Annotated in this window: 22 protein-coding genes; 13 read left to right on the top strand and 9 right to left on the bottom strand. The window is 71.4% G+C overall.

Annotation, left to right across the window (positions count from 1 at the left end):
- Window positions 1-199 precede the first annotated feature (199 nt).
- Window positions 200-2,149, top strand: a complete 1,950-nt coding sequence (locus PKF00_RS25130; RefSeq protein WP_271220093.1) for an outer membrane protein assembly factor BamB family protein — start codon at window positions 200-202, stop codon at window positions 2,147-2,149.
- Window positions 2,150-2,266: 117 nt separating this feature from the next.
- On the opposite strand, the gene PKF00_RS25135 is transcribed toward PKF00_RS25130, so the two are convergent.
- Window positions 2,267-2,818 (bottom strand): AAA family ATPase, encoded by a 552-nt coding sequence (locus PKF00_RS25135; protein ID WP_271220094.1) that lies wholly within the window; start codon window positions 2,816-2,818, stop codon window positions 2,267-2,269.
- A gap of 162 nt (window positions 2,819-2,980) precedes the next feature.
- On the opposite strand from PKF00_RS25135, the gene PKF00_RS25140 reads away from it, so the two are divergent.
- A complete protein-coding gene (locus PKF00_RS25140; protein ID WP_271220095.1) occupies window positions 2,981-3,853 on the top strand; it encodes an alpha/beta fold hydrolase in 873 nt (290 codons plus the stop codon).
- 726 nt (window positions 3,854-4,579) lie between these two features.
- Window positions 4,580-5,218 (top strand): helix-turn-helix transcriptional regulator, encoded by a 639-nt coding sequence (locus PKF00_RS25145; RefSeq protein ID WP_271220096.1) that lies wholly within the window; start codon window positions 4,580-4,582, stop codon window positions 5,216-5,218.
- Here the strand turns inward: PKF00_RS25145 and PKF00_RS25150 are convergent.
- The 5 genes from PKF00_RS25150 to PKF00_RS25170 all read right to left on the bottom strand — a co-directional run bounded on the left by PKF00_RS25150 (window position 5,202) and on the right by PKF00_RS25170 (window position 10,329).
- Window positions 5,202-5,732, bottom strand: a complete 531-nt coding sequence (locus PKF00_RS25150; protein ID WP_271220097.1) for a flavin reductase family protein — start codon at window positions 5,730-5,732, stop codon at window positions 5,202-5,204. The genes PKF00_RS25145 and PKF00_RS25150 overlap by 17 nt on opposite strands.
- Before the next feature lie 3 nt (window positions 5,733-5,735).
- Window positions 5,736-7,862: a tetratricopeptide repeat protein gene (locus PKF00_RS25155; RefSeq protein ID WP_271220098.1), complete on the bottom strand. Its 2,127-nt coding sequence runs from the start codon at window positions 7,860-7,862 to the stop codon at window positions 5,736-5,738.
- Between the two features lies 1 nt (window position 7,863).
- Window positions 7,864-9,093: a hypothetical protein gene (locus PKF00_RS25160; protein WP_271220099.1), complete on the bottom strand. Its 1,230-nt coding sequence runs from the start codon at window positions 9,091-9,093 to the stop codon at window positions 7,864-7,866.
- Between the two features lie 415 nt (window positions 9,094-9,508).
- Entirely contained in the window at window positions 9,509-10,093 is a 585-nt protein-coding gene (locus PKF00_RS25165; protein ID WP_271220100.1) for a Clp protease N-terminal domain-containing protein, read from the bottom strand.
- 2 nt (window positions 10,094-10,095) lie between these two features.
- Entirely contained in the window at window positions 10,096-10,329 is a 234-nt protein-coding gene (locus PKF00_RS25170) for an RNA polymerase subunit sigma-70 (RefSeq protein WP_271220101.1), read from the bottom strand.
- Between the two features lie 128 nt (window positions 10,330-10,457).
- On the opposite strand from PKF00_RS25170, the gene PKF00_RS25175 reads away from it, so the two are divergent.
- The 4 genes from PKF00_RS25175 to PKF00_RS25190 all read left to right on the top strand — a co-directional run bounded on the left by PKF00_RS25175 (window position 10,458) and on the right by PKF00_RS25190 (window position 15,491).
- The gene (locus PKF00_RS25175) at window positions 10,458-12,221 is read left to right on the top strand and encodes an ABC transporter ATP-binding protein (protein WP_271220102.1); all 1,764 of its coding nucleotides are present in this window, start codon (window positions 10,458-10,460) and stop codon (window positions 12,219-12,221) included.
- Window positions 12,218-13,963, top strand: a complete 1,746-nt coding sequence (locus tag PKF00_RS25180) for an ABC transporter ATP-binding protein (RefSeq protein ID WP_271220103.1) — start codon at window positions 12,218-12,220, stop codon at window positions 13,961-13,963. Before PKF00_RS25175 ends, PKF00_RS25180 begins: the two co-directional genes overlap by 4 nt.
- 119 nt (window positions 13,964-14,082) lie before the next feature.
- On the top strand, window positions 14,083-14,559 hold the full coding sequence (locus PKF00_RS25185; protein WP_271220104.1) for a GNAT family N-acetyltransferase: 477 nt from the start codon (window positions 14,083-14,085) through the stop codon (window positions 14,557-14,559).
- A 314-nt stretch (window positions 14,560-14,873) separates the two neighbouring features.
- Window positions 14,874-15,491 carry a hypothetical protein gene (locus PKF00_RS25190; RefSeq protein ID WP_271220105.1) on the top strand — a complete coding sequence of 206 codons (618 nt, stop codon included), beginning with the start codon at window positions 14,874-14,876 and terminating at the stop codon, window positions 15,489-15,491.
- A gap of 191 nt (window positions 15,492-15,682) precedes the next feature.
- Here PKF00_RS25190 and PKF00_RS25195 read toward each other — a convergent pair whose 3' ends face one another.
- Window positions 15,683-17,743 (bottom strand): S9 family peptidase, encoded by a 2,061-nt coding sequence (locus tag PKF00_RS25195; RefSeq protein WP_271220106.1) that lies wholly within the window; start codon window positions 17,741-17,743, stop codon window positions 15,683-15,685.
- Between the two features lie 148 nt (window positions 17,744-17,891).
- Between PKF00_RS25195 and PKF00_RS25200 the strand changes: the two genes are divergently transcribed.
- From PKF00_RS25200 to PKF00_RS25220, 5 genes are all read left to right on the top strand, one after another.
- On the top strand, window positions 17,892-19,346 hold the full coding sequence (locus tag PKF00_RS25200) for a glycosyltransferase family 39 protein (RefSeq protein ID WP_271220107.1): 1,455 nt from the start codon (window positions 17,892-17,894) through the stop codon (window positions 19,344-19,346).
- Window positions 19,343-20,248, top strand: a complete 906-nt coding sequence (mshB, locus tag PKF00_RS25205) for an N-acetyl-1-D-myo-inositol-2-amino-2-deoxy-alpha-D-glucopyranoside deacetylase (RefSeq protein WP_271220108.1) — start codon at window positions 19,343-19,345, stop codon at window positions 20,246-20,248. Before PKF00_RS25200 ends, mshB begins: the two co-directional genes overlap by 4 nt.
- Before the next feature lie 5 nt (window positions 20,249-20,253).
- Entirely contained in the window at window positions 20,254-20,736 is a 483-nt protein-coding gene (locus PKF00_RS25210; protein WP_271220109.1) for a DUF6113 family protein, read from the top strand.
- Window positions 20,737-20,854: 118 nt separating this feature from the next.
- Window positions 20,855-21,280, top strand: a complete 426-nt coding sequence (locus PKF00_RS25215) for a hypothetical protein (protein ID WP_271220110.1) — start codon at window positions 20,855-20,857, stop codon at window positions 21,278-21,280.
- A 63-nt stretch (window positions 21,281-21,343) separates the two neighbouring features.
- A complete protein-coding gene (locus PKF00_RS25220; RefSeq protein WP_271220111.1) occupies window positions 21,344-22,399 on the top strand; it encodes an MBL fold metallo-hydrolase in 1,056 nt (351 codons plus the stop codon).
- 47 nt (window positions 22,400-22,446) lie between these two features.
- Here PKF00_RS25220 and PKF00_RS25225 read toward each other — a convergent pair whose 3' ends face one another.
- Window positions 22,447-24,981 carry a penicillin acylase family protein gene (locus PKF00_RS25225; protein ID WP_271220135.1) on the bottom strand — a complete coding sequence of 845 codons (2,535 nt, stop codon included), beginning with the start codon at window positions 24,979-24,981 and terminating at the stop codon, window positions 22,447-22,449.
- Between the two features lie 221 nt (window positions 24,982-25,202).
- Complete coding sequence (locus PKF00_RS25230; RefSeq protein ID WP_271220112.1) at window positions 25,203-25,907, bottom strand: DUF998 domain-containing protein; 705 nt, start codon at window positions 25,905-25,907, stop codon at window positions 25,203-25,205.
- 147 nt (window positions 25,908-26,054) lie between these two features.
- Between PKF00_RS25230 and PKF00_RS25235 the strand changes: the two genes are divergently transcribed.
- The gene (locus PKF00_RS25235) at window positions 26,055-26,378 is read left to right on the top strand and encodes a YciI family protein (RefSeq protein ID WP_271220113.1); all 324 of its coding nucleotides are present in this window, start codon (window positions 26,055-26,057) and stop codon (window positions 26,376-26,378) included.
- Window positions 26,379-26,422 lie beyond the last annotated feature (44 nt).

The following is a 26,422-nucleotide window of genomic DNA, read 5'->3' on the forward strand; positions in this document are numbered from 1 at the left end:
ACTCCGCGCGGGATCACGCTCGAACGGCGTCTCCTGGGGGTCGGCCCCGGACCCGGATGAGCGGTCGTCCCGAGGAAGTGGGCGGCTCACCGGGCGCATAACAGGAAAATTAGCCACTTATCGGAGTGGCGATCCTCCGATTCTGTTGCGATCCGATGACAACCAGTAGTTCCAGGGTTGAGGACCTCAAAATGGGGGCATGGGCAGGCCCCAGCGGAACGGATGGCGGTGGGTGGCCGCCGGGCTGACGATCGGCGTGTCGATCGCCGTCCTGGGACTCGCGTTGCGCACGCGGGATCTGGAGGCGGCGGCCAACGTCGCGCAGTTGCTGTCGCTGCTCCCCGTCGTGGCCGGTTTGGTCGGCTGGGCGCGCTCCTCTTCGCCGACGCCGGTGGAGCCGGGGCCGCTGGACGAGACGGCGCGAGCCGTCAGGGAGAAAGCCGACAGGCTCACGCAGTCGGTGGACCGCCAGACAAGCGTCGGCGAAGCGCTGCGGGAGATAGTGGGCCAGCTGGCCCGGACCGAGGCGCGCCTGATGGCGGAACAGCGGTCGCTGGGCGGCCCGTTCGCGGTCGGCCGATTCGGAGCCGTCGGCGGGAGCGCGAAGCCGAGCGAGGCGGAGCGCGCACGGCAGGAGGCCCGGGCCGCCCGGCTACGTCAGGTGCGGACACGACTGGAGGCGGGCGAACGGCTGCGCAAGGAGGCGCGACGACGGCTGGAACAGTCCGAGCGGCAGGCCTCACAGGCCGGGCGTCTCCTGGAGGAGGCGGGCCGGCAGGCCGCCGCCGTGGGGCGCCGCCTCGTCGAGGCAGGGCGCCCGGTGCCGCAGGCCGCTCCCCGCCTCTCCCCGCCGATGCCGCCCTTCACCGGGAGGGAGGGGACGGGAGAGAACGATCGGCGGGCGACCAGGGAGTTCTTCCGTTTCGTCGACGACGTCCTGCGCCAGGAAGCCGCCGTCCTGGACGGGATCCGAGACGACCTCGCCTCGACGGCCGCCGTCGCGGGCGCCGAAACGACCGACGACACGAGGGAGCCCGGCCTCCCGGATCGGCGAAGCCGGAAGACGATCACCGCTGCGGGCCTGTCACTCGTCTGCCTCGGCCTGGTGCTCTACCTGGTCGTGCCGTCCCTGATCCCACCCGGGCCGCACCGTCCCACCCCCGGTCCCTCGCCGTCGAAACCGCTTCCGAGGATCCTCTGGGCCCAGAGAATCGGCAGTTGGGTCCAGTCCAGCCCTGCGGTGGTCGACGGCGTGGTCTACGTGGGCAGCGACGACGGCAGGGTGTACGCCCTGGACGCGGCGACCGGCGCGGAACGCTGGGTCAGCGCGACCGGCAGGGCGGTCGAGTCCAGTCCGGCGGTGGTCGGCGGCGTGGTCTATGTCGGCAGTGACGACGGCAGGGTGTACGCCCTGGACGCGGCGACCGGCGCCAGACGCTGGACGTACAAGACGGGTGACGAGGTCTTCTCCAGTCCCGCGGTGGCCGACGGCGTCGTCTACGTGGGCAGTGCCGACGGCAGGGTGTACGCCCTGGACGCGGCGACCGGCGTCAGACGCTGGGCCCGCAGAACCGGCGACTCCGTCGGCTCCAGTCCGGCGGTGGCCGGGGGCGTGGTCTATGTCGGGAGCGACGACGGCAGGGTGTACGCCCTGGACGCGGCGACCGGCGCCGAACGCTGGAGCCACAGAACCGGCGAGGAGGTCGACTCCAGTCCCGCGGTGGCCGACGGCGTCGTCTACGTGGGCAGTGACGACGACAGGGTGTACGCCCTGGACGCGGAGACCGGCGCGGAACGCTGGACGTACAGAACCGGCAAGGACGTCGACTCCAGGCCCGCGGTGGTCGACGGCGTCGTCTATGTGGGCAGTGCCGACGGCAGGGTGTACGCCCTGGACGCGGAGACCGGCGCGGAACGCTGGAGCGACATGACCGACGACTGGGTCCGGTCCGGTCCGGCGGTGGCCGGGGGCGTGGTCTACGTGGGCAGTGACGACAACAGGGTGTACGCCCTGGACGCGGCGACCGGCGCCGAACGCTGGACCAGCGAAACCGGCCGCTGGGTTCAGAGCAGCCCGACGGTGGTCGACGGCGTGGTCTACGTCGGCAGCCACGACGGCAAGGTGTACGCCCTGAACGCCGGAGGATGACCCGGCCGAGCCGAGTGGTTCCTCGTGGTCCGGGTCGTGTCCTCCCGGGGCTCTCGCCCCGGCCCCGGCAAGGACCGCGGCCCAGGAGCGCCGTCCCGGCCCGCCGCCCCGGGGACGCTAGCCGGGGCCGAGGAGGAAGGTCTTCTCGGCCAGGCCCCGCCGGACCGCGTGCGCCGTCTCGACGGGGCTCATGCCGGTCGAGTCGAGCGCGTGGTGACCGTAGGCCCCGAGATCGGCGAACTGCTCGAACATGTGGAGCACCGGGCCGGGATCGGTCAGCGCGTCTCCGCCGCGTCCGGTGGCCCGCGCCAGGGTGGTCTCCCGGCCGGGGCGGAGCACGACATAGTGCGACGCGATCTCCCTGGCGGCGGCCTCGGCTCCGAACAGGCCGACGAACCAGGGCCCCACGACGCCGTCGACGACCACCTGATAGCCGCCCGCGGCGTATCCGAAGGCGCAGGCGACCAGGACGCCCATCACGACGTCGTTCTGCTGTTTCGACTCCGGCAGGTAGGGGGCCACGTACCCCTGCCGGATGAACCCCCAGAAGTCGTCGGTGTGCAGGTGGACGCTCGGCTTCAGCTCATCGCAGAGGAGTGCGGCGACGGTCGACTTGCCGGCTCCCGGAGGGCCGGCCAGCACGATCACCGAGGCTTCGTGGCGCACCATGCGATCACTCTCGCATCCCGTGGACCCGAGCCGAAGACCGGCCGGGTCACGAGACGGCGGCGACGGCGCCCGCCCGTGCCGGTGAGCCGGGGCGGCCGGTGGAGCCGGATTGTCGGTGGTGCGCAGTAGCGTCTCGGCGAAACGGGAGCTGAGGAGTGGGGCATGGCAGACTTCGAGCGTGTGGAGCCCGAGGCCGAGCGGGTGGTGCGGGTGGGGGCGGTCAGTCTCTGCGCGCAGGCCTTCGGCGACCGGGCCGACCCGGCGATCCTGCTCATCGGCGGGGCCGAGGCGTCGATGGACTGGTGGGAGGACGACCTCTGCGCGCGGCTCGCCGCCGCCGGGCGCTATGTCATCCGCTACGACAGCCGGGACACGGGCCGCTCCACCACCTACCCGGTCGGCGCGCCCGCCTACTCGATGGACGACCTGCTCGCCGACGCGGTGGGGCTGCTGGACGCGCTCGGCCTCGGCCCGGCGCACGTCGTGGGCGTCTCCATGGGAGGGTGGCTCGCGCAGAGCCTCGCCGTCGGACACCCGGACAGGCTCTCCTCGCTGACCCTCGCCTCCACCAGCCCCGGCGGGCCCGACAGCCCCGACCTGCCGCCGATGAGCGAGAAGCTGGTCAGGCTGTTCCAGGAGCCGCAGCCGAGCCCGGACTGGTCCGACCGCGAGTCGGTCATCGCGCACTTCCTGGCGGGGGAGCGCGCCTTCGCCGGGGCCATCCCGGTGGACGAGCGGCGAATCCGTCGCATCGCGGGCCGCGCCTTCGACCGCAGCCCGGTCCCGGCCGCCGCGGCGAACCACTGGATGATCGAGGGAGGCGAGTCGATCCGGCCTCGGCTCGGCGAGATCGACGTCCCGACCCTGGTGCTCCACGGCACGGACGATCCGCTGTTCCCCATCGGCCACGCCGAGGCCCTCGCCCGGGAGGTCCGCGACGCGAAGCTGGTCCCGCTGCACGGCATGGGCCACCAGATGCCCCCGCCGGAGGTCTGGGACACCGTCGTCCCCGCGATCGTCGCCAACACGGCGTGACGGCCGCGGCTCACCAAGGCGCTCCCGGCTCACCAAGGCGCTCCCGGCTCGCCGGGGCAGGAGGCCCGGCCGCTCGCCGGAGGGGCCGGCGGCACGGCGATTACGTGACCGTACAAACTCTTAATCCAAAACTCCGCGACGGGCGAGTCTCCCGGCGAACTTCCTGGGAGCCGCATGTCGTGCGCCCGGTCGGCGCGTGGACGCCGGCAGGCGGGTGCGACTTTTCCGTGTGTCCGAAATCGGCTGACGCGTGAAAACGCCCCCATATGACGAGTGAATAGAACCCGTTATGGAAGCCGACGTTGTTTCCCCCTTTGTCCGATAGGGTTTTGGTGCATCGGGGATTCGCCGGAAATTTTGTTTCCTCGATGACGCCGGTGTGGAAAAGCGTGCCGGGTCGGGGTGACGCCGGTCGCGGAGGCGGCGTTCAGGAGAGGCGTTCTCCGAGGTCGGAGACGTCCGGTGCCGTGCGGCCTGCGGCACGTCGAACCCCCGGCCCTCTCTCGGGCCGGTCGGGCGTCGTTTCTCGCCGAGAAAGGCGATCGGCTGCCGAGGGTCGTGTTCGGCGGGTCGAACCTCTTGTTCCGGGGTGAACGCCGTTGCCGGATTCGGTCACCGGAAAAGCGCTCGATCAGGTGGCCATTCGCCGGTAATCGAGTTAAAAGTAAAGTCTGCGCGCAAAAGGGGATTTCATTCGGGGGATTCGTCGAACAAGGAGGAGATCGGGTGCATCGAATCGTCACGATGTTGCTCGCCATGCTCGCCGCCGCGATGACGGTCAACGAATCAGCCCTTGTGGGGATGGAGGTCGACGGCCCGCCCGACGACCGCGGGCGGGCCGACGAGCGCATCCTCGAGGTGCTCGGCGGCCCGGTGGAGGCTGACACGTTGCGCCTGCTGTGGACCGCGTCCCACGGGAACCACGTCCTGGCGGGCGAGCTCGTCCGGGGCGGGCTGGAACTGGGGGTGTTCACACGTCAGGGGAACCAGTGGCGCTGGGGCGAGACACCGGAATCCGCGGCCGAGCGGCTGGCCGAGCTGATCGAGTCACGGGCCCTCCTGTTGACCGCCGCGCAGTTGGCGGCCCTGGAGACGCTGACCAAGCCGCTGGCCGAACCGCACGCCGCGATCACCCGGGTCTGGCTCACCCGTACCGCGGACGTCGGGCTCACGCCGCGGGAACACGACGTCCTGCGTCTGCTCTGCGCGGGACTGAGCGCGACGGCGATCGCCCACCAGCTCGGGCTCTCGCCGCGGACGGTGACCAAGCACCAGGAGAGGCTGTACCGCAAGCTGGGAGTTTGCGACCGGGTCAACGCCGTGCTGCTCGCGCAGCGGCTCGGCATCGTCACCGCGCCCTCGTGAGTTCCGTCCCGAACCCCTCCGAACCCTCCCCCGAGCCTCCCGGAGACGGCGCGAGAGCCTGGAAGTCGCGCTGGTGGTACAGCAGGGGCCGACCGGCGCGCACCGCCGCGTGCTCGACCTCGCCGATGACGATCGTGTGGTCGCCGCCGTCCACCAGCGCGTACGTCGAGCACAGCAGGTGCGCCAACGCTCCCGGCACCACCGGCAACCGGTCCACCAGCACGAGCGGCACGGAGGAACGGGCGGCGCGGAGTCCGGAGCAACGCCGGGCGACCTCCGCCTGCTCCTCGGCGAGCACGGTGACGGCGAACCGGTCCGCCGCGCAGAACACCGGGTGCGAACCGGAGTCCCTGGCCAGGCAGAACAGCACCAGCGGGGGATCGAGCGACAACGCGCACAGCGATCCGATCGTCACCGCGCACGACATCCCCCGCCTGTCGACGGTCGTGGCCACCGAGACCGCGGTGGCCACGGTCGCCAGCGCGTCGCGGAAGCGTGGGGCTGACACCGGCATCGGTCACACACCGGCCAGCAGTTCCACGCACCGGTCCCGCCCGAGACGCAGCTCGGCCGCGTCGGCGCCCGGCAGCCCCAGCGCGACCTCGAAGTCCCGCAGGGCCAGATCGGGCCTGCCTGCGGCCTCGTGGGCGAGGCCGCGGTTGAGCAGCACGTCGGGGTCGTCGCCGATCAGGCCGAGCACCCGGGTCAGATCGTCGACCGCGGCCTGCGGCAGCCCCCGTTCGAAGTGCACCACCGCCCGGTTGACCAGTGCCGCCGGATAGTCGGGGGTGGCGGCGAGCGCGGCGTCCAGCCACCGGCCCGCCTGCTCCAGGTCACCGCCGTCCAGGGCGATCGTGCCCCGCATGCACAGCAGCTCCGGCTCGGCGGGGCGCAGTTCGAGACCCGCCGTCACGTCGGCCTCGGCCGCCGTCAGGTCTCCGCTGTCGAGGAACAGCTCCGCGCGCCTCATCCGGGTCGCCATGTCGTCCGGTTCCATCTCCAGCACGTAGGTGAAGTCGGCCAGCGCCCCTTCGACGTCGCCCGCCTCCAGCCGGGCGGTGCCCCGGTTGTAGTACAGCTCGGGGAAGGGCGGGGACATCGCCACCGCCCGCTCGTAGTCGGCCAGCGCGGCGTCGAAGTCTCCGCGCTTGCGGGAGATCTTGGCGCGCTCGCTCAGATAGTCGGTGTAGTAGGGGTCCAGCTCGATCAGGTCGGTGAAGCCGGCGTAGGCCTCGTCGAGACGGCCGAGCGCAGCCAGCAGCCGAGTCCGGTTGTAGAGCAGCTGGGAGCGGTGCACCACCCATTCGTCGGGGGCCAGCATGCCGTCCAGTCTCTCGATTCCCACCTGGATCAGTTCCAGGCCGCGCTCCAGGTTGCCGCGGTGCATCTCGATGAGCGCGAGGGCGTTGTCGTTGAACACCTGGCGCAGGGTGCGTTCCCTGGGGTCGGGAAGCAGGGCGGCCAGCGCCACCGCGTTGTTCTGCCAGGCGAGCGCCGTCTCGTGGTCGCGGGGGGAGAAGAACCGGGTGTACAGCATGGCGATCCCGTAACTGCTGATCATGTGCGCGTTCGGGTCGGTGTACCGCCTGCGCAGGTCCATGTAGAGCGCGAGCGACTCGTCCAGGCGGTGGAGCGGCACGAGCGCGTTGGCCGCCAGCGCGGTGAACCGGCGGAAGTCCGCCGGATGGGCGGCCGGATCGGTCACCGCCCTCCCGCGCAGCCCGATGTCCACGGTGGTGGCGGAGAACCCGATCTCGGCGCTGATCCGCAGGGCCTCGGTGAGGGCTTCGCGCCCCCGGCCGCCCGGGTCGGCGCCGCGCTCGCGGTGGTACGGGATCGCGCCCATCCTGGTCCCCAGGCTCGCGTCCACGGCCAGCTCGTCGGCGCGCCGGTCGTGCAGCTCGCGCACGAACTCCGCGTCCGCCGCCTCGTACGCCGCGAGCTCGGCGGGGTCGTCGCCGGTGCCGTCCGCGAAGACATACGCCTCGACCAGCTCCTCCGGGCCGCGCGCCGCCCGGCCGTCCGGATGATCCGCCTCACCTGGCCGTGCGCGGGCGGTGTCCGCGAACCGCGACAGCGTCTCGGTCAGCTCCGCCGTCAGCCCGTCCTCCGCGCCGGAGACCACGACCCGCAGCGTTCCGGGGTCGGACCTGCGGACCAGCAGCGCGACGAATTCCTGTGTGCTCGCCTCCGCGCTGTGCACGTCCTCGAACACCAGGCGGAGCGGAGCGCGGCCCGCCCCGGTCGTCAGCCGCGCGTACTCGGTCAGGAACGTCACGATGCCCTGGTTCATGCATCGGATCATCTGGGCTCCGTAGAAGCGGGTCCGCTCCTCGAAGGGCCCGGTGAACGCGAGCTGCTGCGGCCCGGGGCCGATCAGCTCCGCCAGCTCGGGAATGCCGTAGAGCAGCTCGACCCGGTGCCGGTCGACCAGCTCGGGCCATCGGGCGTGGGCGTCGGGAAGCAGGGCGTGCAACACCGTGTCGACACCCGTGTAGGGACCGCGCAGCCGTTGGTCGCACAGGGCGACGACGGCGTGTTCGCCTTCCGGCTCCTCGGCCGCACGGCGCAGCCGGTCGGCGCGGCGGTCACCGACGATTCTCAGATGACGCGGGTGGCTCGGGTGACGGCCCGGGGCAGGCATCTCAGTTCACTCCCTTGGTGGTTGCCGGCTCGGCGGTCACCGGCGGCAGGGGCGAGCGGGCTCGCCGGCGTTTGCGCCGGGCGAGGTACGCCGGCAGGACGAACCAGTTGACGAGGATCACCATCGCCAGCAGCCCGTCCCAGAAGGAGGCGTCCCCTGCCCCGCCGCGCATGCTCCGCACGGCGGTCTCGACGTACTGCACCGTGACGGGCAGCGACCCCAGCACGGTGATGAGAAGCATGACGACGACGCCGAGGCTGATGAACGGCCCGTACCACCGGCCGACCTTCCGGTCGTACTCGGTCCACTGCTCCTCGTCGACGACGCGGTGCGGCCGGCCGAGCAGTCGCCAGACCCTGTTGCGCAGCAACGCCGTGCTGGCGTTGTGCAGGTCGTGGCAGTTGAGCGCGGTGGCGAAAACGTAGTAGAGGTCGGTGCGCAGATAGAGCTGGAACTGCCACGCGAACCGCATCAGAACAGTGAAGGCCAAAGCCAGTGCGATTCTTCCGACCGGTGAGAAAGCACCGTCAGCCGTTCTTGTGTGATTCGCGACCAGTCCGAGAGCGCTGAACACGACGACGTCGCACGCCATGCCGGAAAGGAATGGCAGATAACGTTTCCTGCGTTCCACGCCCAGCAGGCCGTTCATCTGCGTCTCGAAAACGATGTACAGATATCGGTTGCTGACGCTGAGCCGGCTGCGCAGGCCGAGGCGGCGTCCGGCGAGCACATGAAATCCTTCGTGCAGGAAAACCAGCGGCAGCTGCCCGAAAATGATTCCGAACTGGACGACGAGCAGCGATTCGGCGAAGAATATGTGGCCGGGCCGGGGCAGAAGGTCGTCGTGGTGGACGGCGGCGACGAGCCACCCGGCGAACACGGCGGCGTAGGCCGCCCAGGCGAGGGGGGAGAACGCCGCGTGCCCGAGTCGGCGCAGCGGGACGCGTCGGGGCGGCTCGGGCCGCTCGTGTTCGGTCACCCCGTCAGAGCGGACGAACCCCAGCTCGTGCAGCGTCTCCAGGAACTCGTCGATGTCGACCTGCTCGCCGTAGGTGGACTGGTACCACTGTGCGGCGCGGTCCGGCGGCATGCCCCGGGTCATCTCCCGCAACAGGGCGGCGCCGTCGGCGGGAAGCACCGCGTACGACTCCGCGTCCACCCTGCCGACCACCACCTCGTCCCCTTCGGGGATGAAACTCAGCTCGTGGAAAGCGATCTCGACGTCGCTCACGGCCTTCTCCGTCTCCGCCTCTTCTGCCATTTTCCGGCGTCGTGCCCGGAGGGCTGTGCGCACATGTGTGCGCACAGCCTTTTTCCGCTTTCAGGCTGATTAGTTGGCCTGCGGGTAGGGGCACGCGCACGTGGCGCTGGTCAGGCGGACGTCGCCGGTCCGGCGGACGGTGATCTTCTTCATCTTGGTGGTCGACTTCATGGAATCCTCCTCCATTGGAATCCGTCGGCCTCTCACTGGGCGAGGCCGCCGTTGCCGCCGTTTTTCGGCGACACAACAAAGGATGCATGCTGAAGTCGGCACTTGATATCAGGAAAAGTACGTACGTGCGGGGGCTGGTTCTTGTTTCGCCTCGAAACTCCTCGCCGGGGCGTCGGCCCGCTCTTCGGTTTCCCGCGGGGACCTGTGGCGGGGCCTACGAGGCGGCGGCTCTGCCCGGCCCCTGGCCGAGCTCTCCGACGATCTCCCGGCGGAGGGTCGCCGGGTCGATGCCCGCGTCGGCGATGACGCGGGAGGCCAGGCCGCCGCCGTCGCGGAGGATGCCGAGCAGCAGGTGGCCGTCATGGATGGCCTTCTGCCTGAGGGCGATCGCCTCGCGCAGGGCCAGTTCCAGGGTCTTCTTCGCGCGCGGGCTGAAGGGGATGTGCCGGCCGCTCAGGCGTCCCCGCCTGGTCGTCGTGGGCGCGCGGTCCAGGGAGCCGGGGCCGAAGGCGGCCTCGACCTTCTCCCTGATGGCCGACAGGTCGATGCCGATCGACTCCAGGGCCTCGGCGTCCAGGGCCTCCCCCGGCCGTCGGGGGACCAGACGGGCGACGGCCCGGTAGGCGTGCTCGTAGTCGAGGCCGTGCCCGCCCAGCACGCGCGCCGACAGCGTGCCGCGCTGGTCGAGCAGGCCGAGCAGGAGGTGTTCGGTGCCGATGAGGCCGTGACGCAGGCGCCGGGCGTTCTCCTGGGCGAGGACGACCGTCTGGCGGGCTTCCCGGTGGAACCGTTCGAACATGGTTACTTCTCCCGTCTCAGCAGGCCTCGGCCGCCGGCGTACTTCTTGTGAACCGCCTGCCTGGTCACTTCCAGGCAGTGGGCGATCTCCTGCCAGGACCAGCCCTGTTCCCTGGCGTTCTCCACCTGCAGGGCCTCCAGCCGGTCCACGAGCATCCGCAGCGCCCGTACGGCCCGCAGGCCGACGGCCGGATCACGACTGCCCGCGTCAGAGGCCAACTGTGCCGTATCGCTCATAGATGTCAATTTAGGTTGACGACTCGGGAGTGTCAACCCTGATTGACGTTTTCCGGTGTCCGGCGGCCGTCCCACAGTCAGAAAACGGTTTGCCTGGCCATGTAAGCCTTTGTCAGGCTGGGGTGGCTATGCGCTCCCTACCTGCCGCCGATCCCGGCGTTCCCGACGCCCGCAGTCCCTTCGGATACCTTCTCTGGATCGCCCGCATGCAGGTCGGTCCCCTGGCCATCGGCATCGGCTACGCCGTCCTGTGGTGGACCGCGATGGCACTCGTGCCCGCGGCCATGGGCGAGGGCATCGACGCCATCACGGCCAAGGACATGCCCGGCCTGCTCAGGTGGGCGGCGGTGCTGTTCGGACTGGGGCTCGTGCAGGCGGTCGCCGGCATCCTGCGGCACCGGATGGCCGTCTACAACTGGCTGGCAGCCGCCTACCGGACCGTCCAGGTCACCGTCAGACAGGCGACCAGGCTGGGCGCGACCCTGCCGAAGCGGATGTCGACAGGTGAGGTGGTGAGCGTCGGCAACTCCGACATCGCCCACATCGGCAACGCGATGGACATCCTGCTCCGCGGCACCGGCGCGGTCGTCGCCGTCGTCACGGTCACCGTCATCCTCCTGCGCACCTCGCCGCCGCTGGGCCTGACGGTGCTGGTCGGCGTGCCGATCATGGCCGTCGCCGTCGGGCCCCTGCTCAGGCCGCTGCACCGGCGCCAGCACGCCCACCGCGACCTGCAGGGAGAGCTGTCGACCCGCGCGGCCGACATCGTCGCGGGCCTGCGCGTGCTGCGCGGCGTCGGCGGCGAGCAGATCTTCGCCGACCGCTACACCGACGAGTCCCAGAAGGTACGACGCGCGGGCGTGCGGGTCGCGGCGGTCGAGTCCACGCTGGAGGGCGCGCAGATCCTGCTGCCCGGCCTGCTCATCGCGGGGGTGACCTGGCTGGGCGCGACCTTCGCGATCAGAGGTGAGATCACCGCGGGCCAGCTCGTCGCCTTCTACGGCTACGCGGCCTTCCTGATCTCCCCGCTGCGGACGCTCACCGAGGCCGCGGACAAGCTGACCAAGGGACACGTCGCCGCCGGCAGGGTGGTGCGGATCCTCCGCCTCGAACCCGAGGTCGGCGGCGGCTCCGCGCGATCCGGCGGCGGCCTGCTGCGTGACGTGGCCTCCGGCGTCGCGGTCCGTCCCGGCGCGTTCACCGCCCTGGCCTCCGCCACGCCCGAGGAGGCCGCGACGATCGCCGACCGGCTCGGCCGCTACGTCGACGGCGACGTGGACTTCGGCGACGTGCCGCTGAACACCCTGCCGGTCGCCGAGATCCGCCGCAGGATCCTGGTCGCGGACAACGACGCCACGCTGTTCGCCGGTGTGCTCAGGGACGAACTGGACGTCACGGGGAAGGCCTCGGACGAGGAGATCGCGGCCGCCCTGCGCGCCGCGTGCGCCGAGGACATCGTCGAGGCGCTGCCCGACGGCCTCGACGCGCGCGTCACGGAGTCGGGCAGGGAGTTCTCCGGCGGACAGCGACAGCGGCTGCGGCTGGCCAGGGCACTGACCTTCGACCCCGAGGTCCTCGTCCTCGTCGAGCCGACCAGCGCGGTCGACGCCCACAGCGAGGCCCGCATCGCCGACCGCCTCGTCAAGGCCAGGGCGGGCAAGACCACCCTGGTCTGCACCAGCAGTCCGCTGGTGCTCGACCGCGCCGACCACGTGATCTACGTGGAGGAGGGGCTCGTACGCGCCCAGGGAACCCACAGGGACCTGCTGGCCGCCCACCCGAACTACCGGTCCGTCGTCACCAGGGGTGAGGACCTCCGGGACGAGCGGGCGGACGAGACGCCCGAGCCCGCCGCCGTGGGGTACGGCTCCCGAGGCGAGGAGATCGCATGAGCAGGCAGATCCTGCCGGTCGCCGACCAGGCGCAGGTGCGGGCCTACGCCCGCAGACTCACACTGAAGTACCCCAGGGAGCTCACGGTCGCGCTGGGCCTGCACAGCCTGGCGGCCGTGGCGGGCCTGGCCGTGCCGCAGCTGCTCGGACACCTCGTCGCGGGAGTCCAGAACGGCACCGGGGTCGACGTCACCGCGATCTCCCTGGCCGTCGCGGGATTCCTGGCCGCGCAGGGCGTCCTGATCAGGTTCGCCGTCTACGCCTCCTCCAGGCTCGGCGAGAAGGTTCTCGCCGAGCTGCGCCAGGACTTCGTCGGCCGGGTCCTCGGCCTGCCGCTGTCGACGGTCGAGCGCGCGGGGTCGGGCGACCTCATCACCCGCACCTCCCGGGACGTGGACACGCTGTCTCGCACCGTGAGGCACGCCATCCCCGAGACGCTGATCGCCATGGTCGCCGGTGTGATCACCGTCGGCGCGCTGTTGCTGACGGGGCCGCTGCTCATGCTGCCCTCGCTGCTGGCCGTGCCGATCCTGTGGATCTCGACCCGGTGGTACCTCAAGCGGGCGAGGGACGGCTACCTTCGCGAGAGCGCCGCGTACGCGGACATGACCGACGGCCTGGCCGAGACGGTCGGCGGCGCCCGCGCGGCCGAGGCCCTGGGCCTGCAGGAGCGCAGGCACCGCCGTACCGACGCCGACATCGCCAGGTCCTGGGCCGCCGAGCGCTACACCCTCGGGCTGCGCACGGTCTGGTTCCCCTCGGTCGAGTTCGGCTACGTGGTCCCGATCGTGGCGACGCTGGTCGCCGGAGGCGTCTTCTACATCCAGGACTGGGTCTCGCTGGCCCAGGTGACCGCGGCCACGCTGTACGTCCAGCAGCTCATCGACCCGCTCGACCGGCTGCTGATGTGGATCGACGAGCTCCAGGTCGGCGGCGCCTCCATGGCACGGCTGCTGGGCGTCGCCGAGGTGCCGGACGACCGCGCCGCGGGTTCCGGCGTCCCCGAGGGGGAGGAGCTGCGGGCCGACGGCGTCCGCTACGCCTACCGCGAGGGCCACGACGTGCTGCACGGCGTCGACCTGGTCGTCGAGCCGGGGGAGCGGCTCGCCGTGGTCGGCCCGTCCGGGGCGGGCAAGTCCACGCTCGGCCGCCTGCTCGCGGGCATCCACGGGCCGCGCACCGGCTCGGTCACCGTCGGCGGAACCTCGCTGGTCGAGCTCCCGCTGGACGAACTGCGCGGCCACGTCGCCCTGGTGACCCAGGAGCACCACGTGTTCCGGGGGACGCTGCGCGAGAACGTGCTGATCGCCCGTCCCGAGGCTGACGACGCGGAGGTCAGGGCGGCGCTCGAGGCCGTCGACGCCTGGGAGTGGGCCTCGGGCATGCCCGAGGGCCTCGACACGGCGGTCGGCTCCGGCGGCGAACCTGTCTCGCCCGCCCACGCGCAGCAGCTGGCCCTCGCCCGCCTGGTCCTGGCCGACCCGCACACCCTCGTCCTGGACGAGGCGACCTCGCTGATCGACCCCCGGGCGGCGCGCTCCCTGGAGCGCTCGCTGGCCGCCGTCCTCGACGGGCGCACCGTGATCGCCATCGCCCACCGCCTCCACACGGCGCACGACGCCGACCGGGTCGCGGTGGTCGAGGACGGCCGGATCAGCGAGCTCGGCTCCCACGACGAACTCGTCGCGGCCGACGGCTCCTACGCGGCACTGTGGAGCAGCTGGCACGGCCGACCGCAGTGACGCGCCCCCCGTGGGCCGGTCGTCGCAGGCCATGCGCCGCGCGGCTTGCGGAACGGGCGCGGCTCGGGGCGGCCGTAAATTCGGGTGCGTGGTTCCTGGCCGTCTGTCACCGTTCCTCCGTGAACACGAATGCCTCGAACACCAATGATCCCGTCATCCGCCGCGCCGTCGACCTGGACGGGGCCGCCGTGGCCGATGTCTGGCTGCGCTCCTTCGACGCGGCCCTGCCCACGGTCCGCAGGCCCAGAGGCGACGAGGAGATCCGTGCCTGGTTCCGGGACAAGGTCGTGCCGACCAGGGAGACCTGGGTCGCGGCCGTCGAGGGGGCCGTCGTCGGGATGATGGTGCTCGACGGCGGCCATCTGGACCAGCTCTACCTGGACCCCTCCTGGCGGGGACGGGGCATCGGCGACCGGCTCGTCGAGCTGGCCAAGCGGCGCAGCCCCGAAGGGCTGGAGCTGTGGACGTTCCAGGTCAACACCCCGGCGCACCGGTTCTACGAGCGGCACGGGTTCGTCGAGGCCGAGCGGACCGACGGGAGTGGGAACGAGGAGCGGGAGCCGGACATCCGGTACGTGTGGCGTCCTGAGGCGTGAGCGCGCGGCGACTCTCACGGTGGCCTCTCCCGGGTGGGGGTGACGGAACCTCCTGGCGGCTCCCGGGCAGGGGGCCGGTGACGGAATCTCCCAAGGGCTCCCGGGCAGGGGGCGGTGACGGAATCTCCCAAGGGCTCCCGGGCAGGGGGCGGTGACGGAATCTCCCGAGGGTTTCCAGGTGGGAGGCAGTGAGGGAACCGCCCGACGGCGGGCGCACCTCCGGGGGGAAGCGGCCCTCGGCGGCTACGATGATCGTCGCTGAACGTGGTCAGTCGAAAGCATGTAGTCACCGGACTGGAAAAGGGGTGCTTCTCGTGTCACCTGAATCGATCGAGCCCGTCATGGGCCAAGCGGGCTCGGAGCGGAAGGCGACGCTGGGCAGGTTCCTGGCCGGCGCCGCCTTCGTCGTCCCCCTCGTCGTGTCCTGCGGGGGAGTCGCCATGGCCTCGGCAGCCGGACCGGGAAGCCGTACGGTCTCCGACGCCGGCGCCTTCGCCCCGGCGAACGCGACCGGCGTGTCTCAGGCCGTGTCCCCGGCGGTGTCCCGGGCAGGGGCTCAGAAGGCGTTCCCGGGAGTCGTCGCCTCCGATCCCGTTCCCGTGCCCTCCTCCACGCCTCCGCCGTCTCCCTCGTCGGCGCAGGAGTCGAAGCAGGAGTCGAGGCCGAGGCCGGTCAGGCCCAGGCAGCAGGGCAACTGGAAGGACGAGGACGAGCGCACGACGAACGGCGGCAGGAGCGGCGACAAGGTCGGCGGCAGGGGCGGCGGCAAACTGGGCGGCGGGACCGGCCCGGAGGGCGGGGACACCGAGGACGGCCCAGAGGCCAGGGACGACCACAACGCCCCGGGAGGCCGCAGCGCGGGGACAGGCCCCGGAACCGGCAGCGGCCCGGGGAGCGCGAAGAAGCACGGCGGCTGGAAGCGCTGGGGGTAGGGGACGCTCAGCCGGGGAATCCCGGCACGGTCCCGGGGAGCCGAGGGCGCCGATCCGTGCGGCGGGCCGGTGAGGCTCCCTCCCATCCGGGGCGGGGGAGGGCGTCGCGTGCGCGGCGCCCTCCCCTGTTCTCGGCTCGGAAACCGCCGCCTCAGGACAGAGTCTTCAGGAAGGCCTTCAGGAGGGAGTCCTCAGGAGAGGGCCTTCTTGAGGAAGTCGACCTGGAGCAGCAGCAGGTTCTCCGCCACGACCTCCTGCGGGGTCATGTGGGTGACGCCGGACAGCGGCAGCACGCTGTGCGGGCGGCCCGCGGAGAGCAGGGCGGACGACAGGCGCAGGGTGTGGGCGGCGACCACGTTGTCGTCGGCCAGGCCGTGGATCAGCAGGAGCGGGCGGTCCAGCTTCTCCGCGTCGGCGAACAGCGACGTGGACTCGTAGTGGCCCTCGTCGGGGTGGCCGAGGTACCGCTCGGTGTAGCAGGTGTCGTAGAGACGCCAGTCGGTCACCGGAGCTCCGGCGACGGCCGCGTGGAAGACGTCGGGGCGGCGCAGCACGGCCAGGGCGGCGAGGTAGCCGCCGAAGGACCAGCCCCTGATGGCGACCCTGGTCAGGTCCAGGTCGTCGGGGAACTGCGCGGCGGCTCCGTGCAGGGCGTCGACCTGGTCCTCCAGGATGGGGGTCGCCACGTCGTGCAGGATGGCCCGCTCGAACTCGGGACCCCGCCCGGGGGTGCCCCTGCCGTCGGCCACGACGACCGCGAAGCCCTGGTCGGCGAACCACTGGCTGGTGAGGTAGGCGCCCGAGGCGGCCAGGACGCGCTGGGCGTGCGGCCCGCCGTACGGGTCCATGAGGACCGGCAGTCTCGCCGAACCCGGCACGTGTCCCGACGGGAGGAGGACGGCGGTCGACAGGTCGCGCTCGCCCGCGCGGATCAGCGAGACCCGCAGGTCGAGGCCGGGGCGCTCGGCGTGGGAGGCGATGTGGCCGACGGGCCTGCCGTGGTGGGAGACGCGCGCGGTCGACCCCTCTCCGTCGAGGGTCTGGCCGGTGACCACGAGGGTGCCGCCCGCGGTGTGGCCGCTGTAGACGCCGCTCTCCGAGGGGCTGACCAGGGTGATGCGGCCGTCCTTGTAGGCCCACAGGGCGATCTGGGTCGGCTCGCCGCTGGCGCGGAACAGCACGGCGTCGCCGTCGACGTCGAGGATCTCGCGGACCTGGAGCGTGGGCGGCGTGACGGGCTGGTCGCCGATGACCAGACGGTGGCCGCCGTCGATGTTCGCCGCCCAGACCAGCGTGCCGTCCGACAGGTGGCCGGGGACGCCGGTGACGATGTCGACCCAGGCGGGGTCGGTGTCCTGGCGGACGAGGGTCGAGGTCCCCGTGGCCGGGTCGACGTCGAACAGGCGCATGGTCTTCTGGTCGCGCGTCAGGGTGACGATCGACGGGCCGTGGGCGTCCCACGAGGCGGTGACGAGGTACTCGTCGTCGAAGGGGACCGGGGTGCGGGAGCCGTCCAGCCCCAGCACGAACAGCTCGACCTTGGCGTTGGCCGTGCCGGCGGCGGGGTAGCGCTGCTCGGTCGCGGGCCTGGCGGGGTTGGCCGGGTCGGCGATGTGCCATTTCGAGACCGGCGACTCGTCGGCCCGTTCGACGAGTACGGCGTCGCCGGACGGGGACCACCAGTAGCCCCGCATGCGGTCCATCTCCTCGGCGGCGATGAACTCGGCCAGGCCGTACGTCACCTCGGGCGACTCGGGGCGGGCCAGCCTGTGGTCGACCTCGTCCTCAAGGTCCTGAACGTGGAACTCGCCGCCCGTCACGTAGGCGACGTGCTCGCCGGTCGGGGAGACCCGGGGGTCGATCACCGGGCCCGCGGTCCTCAGGTGACGCACGCTCCTGGTCTTCAGGTCCACGACGTACAGCCCGCCGGAGAGCGCGAACGCCACGACGGTCACGGCGGCGTCGGCGCTGTAGCCGACGATGCCCCCCGCCTGCTCCCTGCTGCGCTCGCGGCGCGCCCGTTCCTCGGGCGGGAGGTTCTCCTCGTCCGCCGCTATGACACGCGGATCGGCGATCAGCCGTTCGGTGCCGCTCGCGACGTCGAACTCCCACAGACAGGTGACCGGGTCGCAGCCGCCCTTCGTCCGCAGGAAGACAATGCGCGCGCCGTCAGGCGCGATGGTGAAGGCACGCGGCACTCCGAGGGTGAATCGGCGGGTCCTTGCGTGCAGACGAGGAAAACTCTCACTCATACCAGTCATCTTGCCAGTCCCAGCCGTTTCACGGATCTCCCTGGGACGGTCCAACCGCGGGCGATCATAGGAGAAACTTGGGCGAGTGACGCTTAGCGCGCGAATTTGTCGTTCCCCCGCGGCACCTGCCGTTCTGGCTTTCGCGTTCGTGCTCTGGGGGATCGGCGTCCCGTCCTTCTGGCGGGACGAGTCGGTCAGTGTGCTGGCGGCGACCATGTCGCTCGACGAGCTGTGGGAACTGCTCCGCCACATCGACACCGTCCACGCGCTGTACTACCTCCTGCTGCGTCCCTTCGCCGCCTTCGGCGGGGAGGTCGCGGTCCGGCTGCCCTCGGCGCTCGCGGTCGCGGGGGCGACGTTCGGGGTCGCGGCCATCGGCCGGAGGCTGGCGATGCCGAAGACAGGGCCGAAGACAGGGCCAAGGACGGGGCCGTGGACAGGGCCGTGGACGGGGCCGTGGGCGGGGCAGCTGGCAGGCCTGGTCTACGCGACGCTGCCCATGGTCAGCCGCTACGGTCAGGAGGCGCGGAGCTACGCGCTGGTCAGCGCGGTCGCGGTGGCCGCGACCTGGGTCCTGCTCGGCGAGCGCAGGTCGCGCTTCCTCGGGTACGGCGCGCTGATCGCCCTTCTCGGCTGGTTCCACCTCTACGCGTTGCTCCTGCTGCCCGCGCACGCCGTCACCGTCGCCGTCGCCCGCAGGCGCGGGGAGATCGTCGCGTGGCTGGCCTCGGTCGCCGGAGCCGGGGCGCTGCTGGCTCCGCTCGTGGTCATCGCCTCCGGGCAGCGTGACGAGCAGCTCTTCTGGCTGAAGACGCCCGACCTCGCCGCGCTGGCGCAGTTCGGCGTCGAGATCTCCGGCGGTCCGGTGTCCTGGCGGGACTCCTCCACGCCGCCGCTGTTCCTGGCCCTCCTCACCCTGCTGGCCCTGCTCGGAGTCTGGTACGGGGCACGCCCGGGAGCACGTCCGGGGACGGGGACGCAGCCGGGAACGGAGCCGGGGGCGGAACCGGAGGCAGAGGCGGGTGCGCGACCGGAAGGCGGGAAGGCGACGCCGTCCCTGGCGGTGGTCGCGGTGCCCTGGGCGTTGTTGCCCGTGGCGCTGTCGTTCGCCGTCTCGCAGGTGTACCCGGTCTACAACCCGCGCTATGTCCTGTTCGTCCTACCGGCCGTGGCACTGCTGGCCGGGGCGGGCCTGATCGCGCTCCGCCGTGCCCCGGTGAGCCTGGCGGTCCTCGCGCTCCTGGTCGCGCTGTCGGCGAGCGCCCATCTCACCGTCCGCGGGCCCGCCAACCGCCCCGACGACCTCCGCACCCTGGCGGCGGAGCTCGGAGTTCGGGAGAGGCCGGGCGACGCCGTGCTCTACATGCCTCAGAGATTCCGGCTGTTCGTCGCGGTGTACGGCGAGCCGTACCGCAGGCTGGCGGACTTCGCCCCCGGGGCCGACCGGGTGTGGCTGGTCTCACGACGCATCCTCGGAGCCGAGTGGCAGGACGACCCCCGGCTGAGGGAGCTCAAGCGGACCTTCAAGAAAGCCGGACAGACCCGGATATCCGGGGCGGTTCGCATCACCCTCTACACGAGACGGATACCCTCGAGGACATGAACGACCGCCGTCTGCTGCTCGTGCACGCCCACCCCGACGACGAGACGATCGGCAGCGGGGCCACGATGGCCAAGTACGCCGCGGAGGGGGCCCTGGTCACCCTGGTGACCTGCACGCTCGGCGAGGGGGGCGAGGTCATCCCGCCCGAGCTGGCCCACCTGGCGGCCGACCGCGACGACACACTGGGCGAGCACAGGATCGGCGAGCTGGCGGCGGCCTGCGAGGCCCTGGGCGTCACCGACCACCGCTTCCTCGGCGGTCCCGGGCGCTGGCGTGACTCCGGCATGATGGGCGTCGCCTCCAACGACAGGCAGGACGCCTTCTGGCGGGCCGACCTGGACGAGGCCGCGGGAGAGCTGGTCAAGGTCATCCGTGAGGTGCGGCCCCAGGTGCTCGTCACCTACGACGAGAACGGCTTCTACGGGCACCCCGACCACATCAAGGCCAACCGTGTCGCGTGGCGGGCCTTCGAGCTGGCCGCCGACCCGGCGTTCGGCGAGGGCGAGCCGTGGCGGATCGCCAAGTTCTACTTCACCGCGATGGCCAGGTCCACGATGCGCAGGAGCGCGGAGGCGATGCGCGAGGCCGACGTGCGCTTCCTCGTCGAGGACGTCGACGACCTGCCGTTCGGGTGCGCCGACGAGGAGATCACCACCGAGATCGACGCCCGTGCCCACATCGGCCGCAAGATCGACGCGATGCGGGCGCACGCCACCCAGATCAGTGTGGATCCGCCCTGGTTCGCCCTGTCGAACGACATCGGCCAGGAGGCGTTCGCGGTCGAGCACTTCATCCTGCGCGCGGGCACGCAGGGGCCGACCGTCCCGGCCGCTCCGATCGAGGTGGGCGGGCTCGGCGAGCCGTACAAGCTGGAAGACGATCTCTTCGCCGGGATCGACTAGCCTCGATGGTTGTGATGGAGCAGGTCTCGGCGGTGGAGAGGCCCTCGGAGAGGGCGGTCACCGGAGCGGCGTACGCCGTGCTCGTCATCCTGGGGCTCGTGATGGGGGTTCTCGGGGCCTTCCACCACTCGTGGTACCTCTCGCCGATCCCGATCTCGGCCATCGGCTGCGTCCTGCTGCTGTTCGCCGTCTGTCACGGCGCGGGCCGGGCGATGGGGGGAAAGCTCGCGGCCCTGGCTCCGGCCGCGGGCTGGCTGGTGATGACGATGGTCTGGCTGGCGGGCAGGCCGGAGGGCGACGTGGTCATCGCCAACGACCCGTCCGGCTACGTCTACCTCTACGGGGGAGTGGTCGCGGTCCTGGCGGGCGTCCTGCTCTCGCCGACCAGGCACGGCGGTTCCTGGCTTCTCACCCAGCACTCCTACGGCTCCCGCCCGCCCGGGCCGTACCAGGGCCCGCCCGGGCCGTACCAAGGTCCGCCCGCGTGACGTCACGGCCCGTGCCCGGGCCGGCCCCGGTCGCGGGACCCGGCCGTGCCGAGCCGGCCCACCGTGGTGTCACGGGTTCGCGCTGGTCTCCAGCGGTCTGACGGCGCACAATCCCGGTATGCGGCGGTTGCATCGGGTACGGCGGACGCTCAACTACGTGAACCTGTCCACCCCGCTGGGGCTGTTGGTGGCGCGCCTCGGCCGGGCCCGACGGACGCGGGGGCCCGACGGGCTGATCCTCGCCTATGACTACCGCATCCCGTTCCCGGTCGCGGGGGCGTTCACCGTCGGCAACGTGGTGCTGACCAGGGGGCAGGAGGGGTGTTTCACCGAGGCCCTGCTGAGGCACGAGGGCAGGCACGCCTCCCAGTACATGCTCTGCGTGGGGCTGCCGATGCTGCCGCTGTACGTGGTCGCGCTCGCCGTCTCCGTGGTGATCTGCGGCGACCACGCCGCCTGGAACGTTTTCGAACGGCTCGCGAACCTGGAAGACGGGAACTATACCCGTAAATCGCCCTGGTGGTTTCGGCCGAGGTCATCTTAGTGGGAATGAATCACCTCAAATAGGAATCATCGTCCGGACCGATGGTTGCCAAGGGGGTCACCCATGCCGCAGACGGCCCAGCCGGAGATCTCGCCGCGAGTGCCCGACAGGTCGTGGCCGTACAGTTTCAGAGACAGGTTGACCTCCCCGCTCCCCGCGTTCCAGGAGCTGGTCGTGGCGTTGTGGCACGGCGGGCTCAGGCCCGGCATCGGAGACGTCGACCGGATCCCGGTCCACCGCAACGGGCTGCCCAGGGCGCTGGCGACGGAGACCGTGGTCACCTGGGTCGGCCACGCCACCTACGTCCTGCAGATCGGCGGGATGACGATCCTGACCGACCCGGTCTGGGCGAGGAAGATCCCCGGAGTCCGGCCGCGGCTCACCCCGCCCGGCGTCGCGTGGACCGAACTGCCCAGGGTGGACGCCGTGGTGATCAGCCACAACCACTACGACCACCTGGACGCGGCGACCGTGCGGCGGCTGCCGAGGGACACCCCGATCCTCGTCCCGGCCAAGCTGAGGCCCTGGTTCACCCGGCGGCGTTTCACCGACGTCACCGAGCTCGACTGGTGGGAGAGCGCCACGATCGGCGGGGTCGGCTTCGACTTCGTGCCCGCGCACCACTGGAGCCGCAGATCGGTCGGCGACACCTGCAGGACACTGTGGGGCGGCTGGGTGATCAGGTCAGGGCAGCAGACGATCTACTTCGCCGGGGACAGCGGGTACGGCGAGCGCTTCGCGCAGATCGGGGAGCGCTACCCGGAGGGGATCGACCTGGCGCTCATGCCGGTCGGCGCGTTCGAGCCCCGGTGGTTCATGAGGTCCTCGCACGTCGACCCGGCGCAGGCCGTACAGGCGTGCCAGGACGTCGGCGCGCGGCGGATGGCGACCATGCACTGGGGCACCTTCGTGTTGTCCGGCGAGTCGCTGCTCGCCCCGATCGAGCAGGCCCGCGCCGCCTGGACCGAGGCGGGCCGCGACCGCGCCGACCTGTGGGACCTCTCCATCGGAGAGTCCCGCGTCCTGCCGTCCCTCGGAACCGGCAGGGAGCCCTCGGCCCTGACCGCCGGGTCGGGGGGCCTTCCGGTGTGGGAGTCCGGCGGCGCGGTCACGGCGTGAGGACCAGCTTGAGGACCAGCTTGAGGACCAAGGGGGGCCCGGCGGAGTCACGGCGTGAGGACCAGGGTGTGGGTCGCGGCCTTCCTGATCGACTCCTCGCGGGCGAGCATGGGGGTCGTCCTCCCGCTCGCCCACAGCGGCGCCTGGTCCCAGTAGTTGTCGTGGAAGGCGTGGCCGGAAGCGCCCGTCAGGTTGATCCACTGGGATCTGTCCAGGTCGGACAGGTCGACGACCATCCGCATCGACGGCAGCCAGTTCACCGTGTAGTCCTCCTGGACGTCCCAGCCCGCGGCGTTGACCGCGTCGTCGCTGCCGGGGACGGGGAACGGGCCCCGGTTGAACAGCCATTCGACCGGGGCGATCCCCGAGGAGCCGAAGGTCTGGCTGGTCAGCTCGAGCGTGTGCAGGTCGCCCCAGCGCCAGGCCCCGACGTCGGGGCCGAGGCGCTCGGTCAGCTCGTCGTAGGCCATGGCCATGGCGCGCCGCAGCATGTCGTCGCGGGTCTCCTTCTGCGGCGTCCGCGTGTCGTCCCAGAACGGGTCGTCGGCCCTGTCGAGCATCACGCGGACCACCTCGAACCACCGGTCGCCGCCCGACGGCCACGCCCCCTCGGGCAGGTCGTCGTCGAAGGTCTCGACGAGCAGGTGCCGCCAGACGGCGTTGAAGTACGCCGCCGCGCCCGACTCCATCTCCTGGGAGCCGTCCCAGGAGCGCAGCGGTTCGAGGGCCTCGGCGGCGCCGCCCGCCACCTTCAGGGCCGTCAGCCTGGGCACCAGGAACCGGGCGAAGCCGTTGTCGGTGTCCTGCTGCACCGCGCCCATGGTCGCGGCGTCCACCTTGCCCTTCTTCAACTCGGCTCCGAGGCGGTCCAGGATGCGCTGGGAGCGGTAGCCGTACGCCCAGTCCTTGGTCAGCATGTGCGGATAACGCTCGGGGTCGATGACCGCGTTGTTCGCGGTCACGATGTACCCCTCCGGCGGGTTGTAGAGGCTGGGCAGCTCGTCGAAGGGGACGGCCGCCTGCCAGGAGTACTCGCCGGTCCAGCCGGGGACGGGCCAGGTGCCGTCGCCCCTGGTCCGCACCGGGATCCGGCCGGGTGCCTGGTAGCCGATGTTGCCCTCGACGTCGGCGTAGATCAGGTTCTGCGAGGGCACCTCGAATTTGGCGGCCGCGGCCCTGAACCCCTGCCAGTCCTGCGCGGCGTCGAGCTCGAAGATCGCGTCGGCGGTCCTGCCCGGTTCGAGCGCCGTCCACTTGAGCGCGACCGCCTCCGCCTGCTCCTTGAAGATCTTCGCCGTGCCGGGCAGGGCGTCCTTCGCGTCCTGCAGGACGTCGGAGATGATCGGTCCGTGCATGGTGTCGCGGACTCTGAGCATGACCGGCTCGCCGCCCGCGACCTCGATCTTCTCCACCCTGGTCGTGAGCGGCCGCCACTCGCCCATGAACAGGTAGGAGTCGTCCCTGACCCGTTCGAGGTACAGGTCGGCGACGTCGGGGCCGAGGTTGGTGAAGCCCCAGGCGATCCGGTCGTTGTGGCCGATGATCACGCCGGGCAGGCCGGAGAAGGTGAATCCGGTGACGTCGAACGGGCACTGGGCGCTCTTGGTGCGGCAGTGCAGCCCGGCCTGGTACCAGACCGAGGGCATGTTGGGCGCCAGGTGCGGGTCGTTGGACAGCAGCGGCTTGCCCGACGCGGTGTGCCGGCCGCCGACCACCCAGGAGTTCGAGCCGATGCCGCGGCCGCCCCTGGGGTCGCCCGTCAGGCTCGGCACCGCCCGCACGGCCCCGGCGGCGCGGGTCAGCGCGGCGGGGTCGGGCGCGGTGTCCGGCTGGGTGACGCCCCCGCGCGGCTCCTCCTTCTGGTCGAACCCGCGGTCGGTGACCGATCCCCGGGTGACGATCGGCTGGTGGGCGTCGAAGGGATATCCGGGCCAGAGCTGCTCGACCCGCTCGCGCGGCAGCCTGCTCGCCGCGAGCGCCCTGCCGATCTCCTCCGAGAGGTTGGAGCGCAGGTCCCACGCCATGGCCTTGAGCCATGAGACGGAGTCGGCCGGGGTCCACGGCTCCGGCTCGTAGCCCGAGTTGGTGAGCAGCAGCACCCCGTACTCCAGGCTCCTGCCGAAGGAGCCCTTGTGCCGGCCCATCCAGGAGTTCACGCCCTTGGCGTAGGCGTCCAGGTAGCGCCGGGTCTGCTCGGAGAGCGTCGGCAGCTCCTGCTCGGCGATCCTGCGCCAGCCCATGGTCCGGATGACCTTGTCCTCGACGAGGGTCGAGGGGCCGAACATCTCGGAGAGGCGTCCCGCCGTCACGTGCCTGCGGAAGTCCATCTCGAAGAAACGGTCCTGGGCGTGCACGTATCCCTGGGCGAGGAACAGGTCCTCCGGAGAGTCCGCGTAGATATGCGGAACACCTGTTTTATCCCGATATACGGTGACTTTTCCGCTGAGGCCTTCCACCTTGAGCTCGCCCGACAGCTGCGGGAAGGACGCGCGTACGGCCCACACCCCGGCCCCGGCCAGAGCCAGTGCGAGCACCACGAGGACGGTCACCACTCGTGCGAGCCACGTGAGCGGCCGGGGCATCCAGGCATAAGGCCGGAACTTCACAAACACCTCCTATGCGGCGTGGTCGAACAAGTTTGGCAGCCCTCAGGAGCCGGAACGCCCTTTTCTTGATCAATTCCTGTGGCCTGGCACGGGCTGGACACCTGGGAGAACGGCGGACGGCGAGGGCCCGCCCGGGATCGGGCGGGCCCTCGCGGCGGAGAGGCGCGGAGAGGCTCAGCGGAGAGGCACGGAGAGGCTCACCGGCCGCGGCGGTACCGGGCGGCGACCGCGGAGATCCAGAGCATCGCGGTGACGGCGCCGACGGCCAGGGTCAGCGAACCGGCCCCGCCGCCGCTCATCGCCCAGCCGTCGCCGACCAGGAGGGCGGTGCCTGCGACACGGGAGGCGACGGCGTGGCCGCGGAAACCGGTGCGCCCGAAGTGACGGCCCAGGACGTAGCAGGCGGCGATCAGGGCGGTGAAGGAGATCGAGCCCGCGGCCATGTGGCCGTAGCTGTGCCAGGTGAGCGCCTCGGGCATCCCGTACGGGGTGCCGACGGGGAAGCCGTCGGCCGGGTCCATGACGAAGAGCCCGGCGGCGATCATGCCGACGCCGTTGATCCGGAGCAGCCGGGGCGCCCACCTGCCCCCAGGAGTGCCGTGCATGGCGCGGCGCAGGCCGCTCGCCCCGACGACGGTCAGGACTCCCGCGACCAGGAAGTTGGCGATCTGCAGCCAGCCGAGGGAGCCGTTGCTCAGCGCGCTCAACGGGTGGCGGGTCAGGTCGAAGCCCTCGCGGGTGGCGGCCTGGACCAGGGAGACGGCCGCCCACAGGGGCGCCGCGACGGCCGCGCAGGTGAGCAGGGAGCGGGTGACCGGTGACGCGGCGGCGACCGGAGGCTCGGCGGTCTCGGCGGTCACGACGGTCGTCGCGGTCGTGGCGGGGATCTGGATGACGGTCATGGCCGTGCCCTTCTCGGGTTCGTCTGCCTTGGTTCTCAGCCATCCGTCGATCCGGCGATGTGACAGGGAACGGCGCCATTCCCTGTCACATAGATTGGACGACGTGGAGGCAGAACACCACGGCAGAACGCGAGGAAAGAGAAACCCATGCGCTACCTGATGACGACCAAGGCCTCCGACACCGCCCCCGACGAGAACCTGTACGTCGAGATGGCGAGGTTCGTCGAGGAGTTGACCGCGGCGGGCGTGCTGCTGGCCACCGGCGGCCTCGAGGCGGGTGGCGTGCGGATGACGTCCTCCGGCGACACGATCACGGTGACGGACGGGCCGTTCGCCGAGGCCAAGGAAGCCGTGGCCGGCTTCGCGCTGATCGAGGTCCGCTCCAAGGAGGAGGCGATCGAGCTGGCCCGCAGGTTCCGCAGGATCGTCGGCGACGGCGAGAGCGTGATCCAGCAGGTCTTCGGCCCCTGAGACATGGGCTTCGAGCCGCCTGACGGCACCGCCCCGGTTTGCGA

It is taken from the genome of Streptosporangium carneum, from assembly GCF_027922005.1.
Taxonomy (GTDB): domain Bacteria; phylum Actinomycetota; class Actinomycetes; order Streptosporangiales; family Streptosporangiaceae; genus Streptosporangium; species Streptosporangium carneum.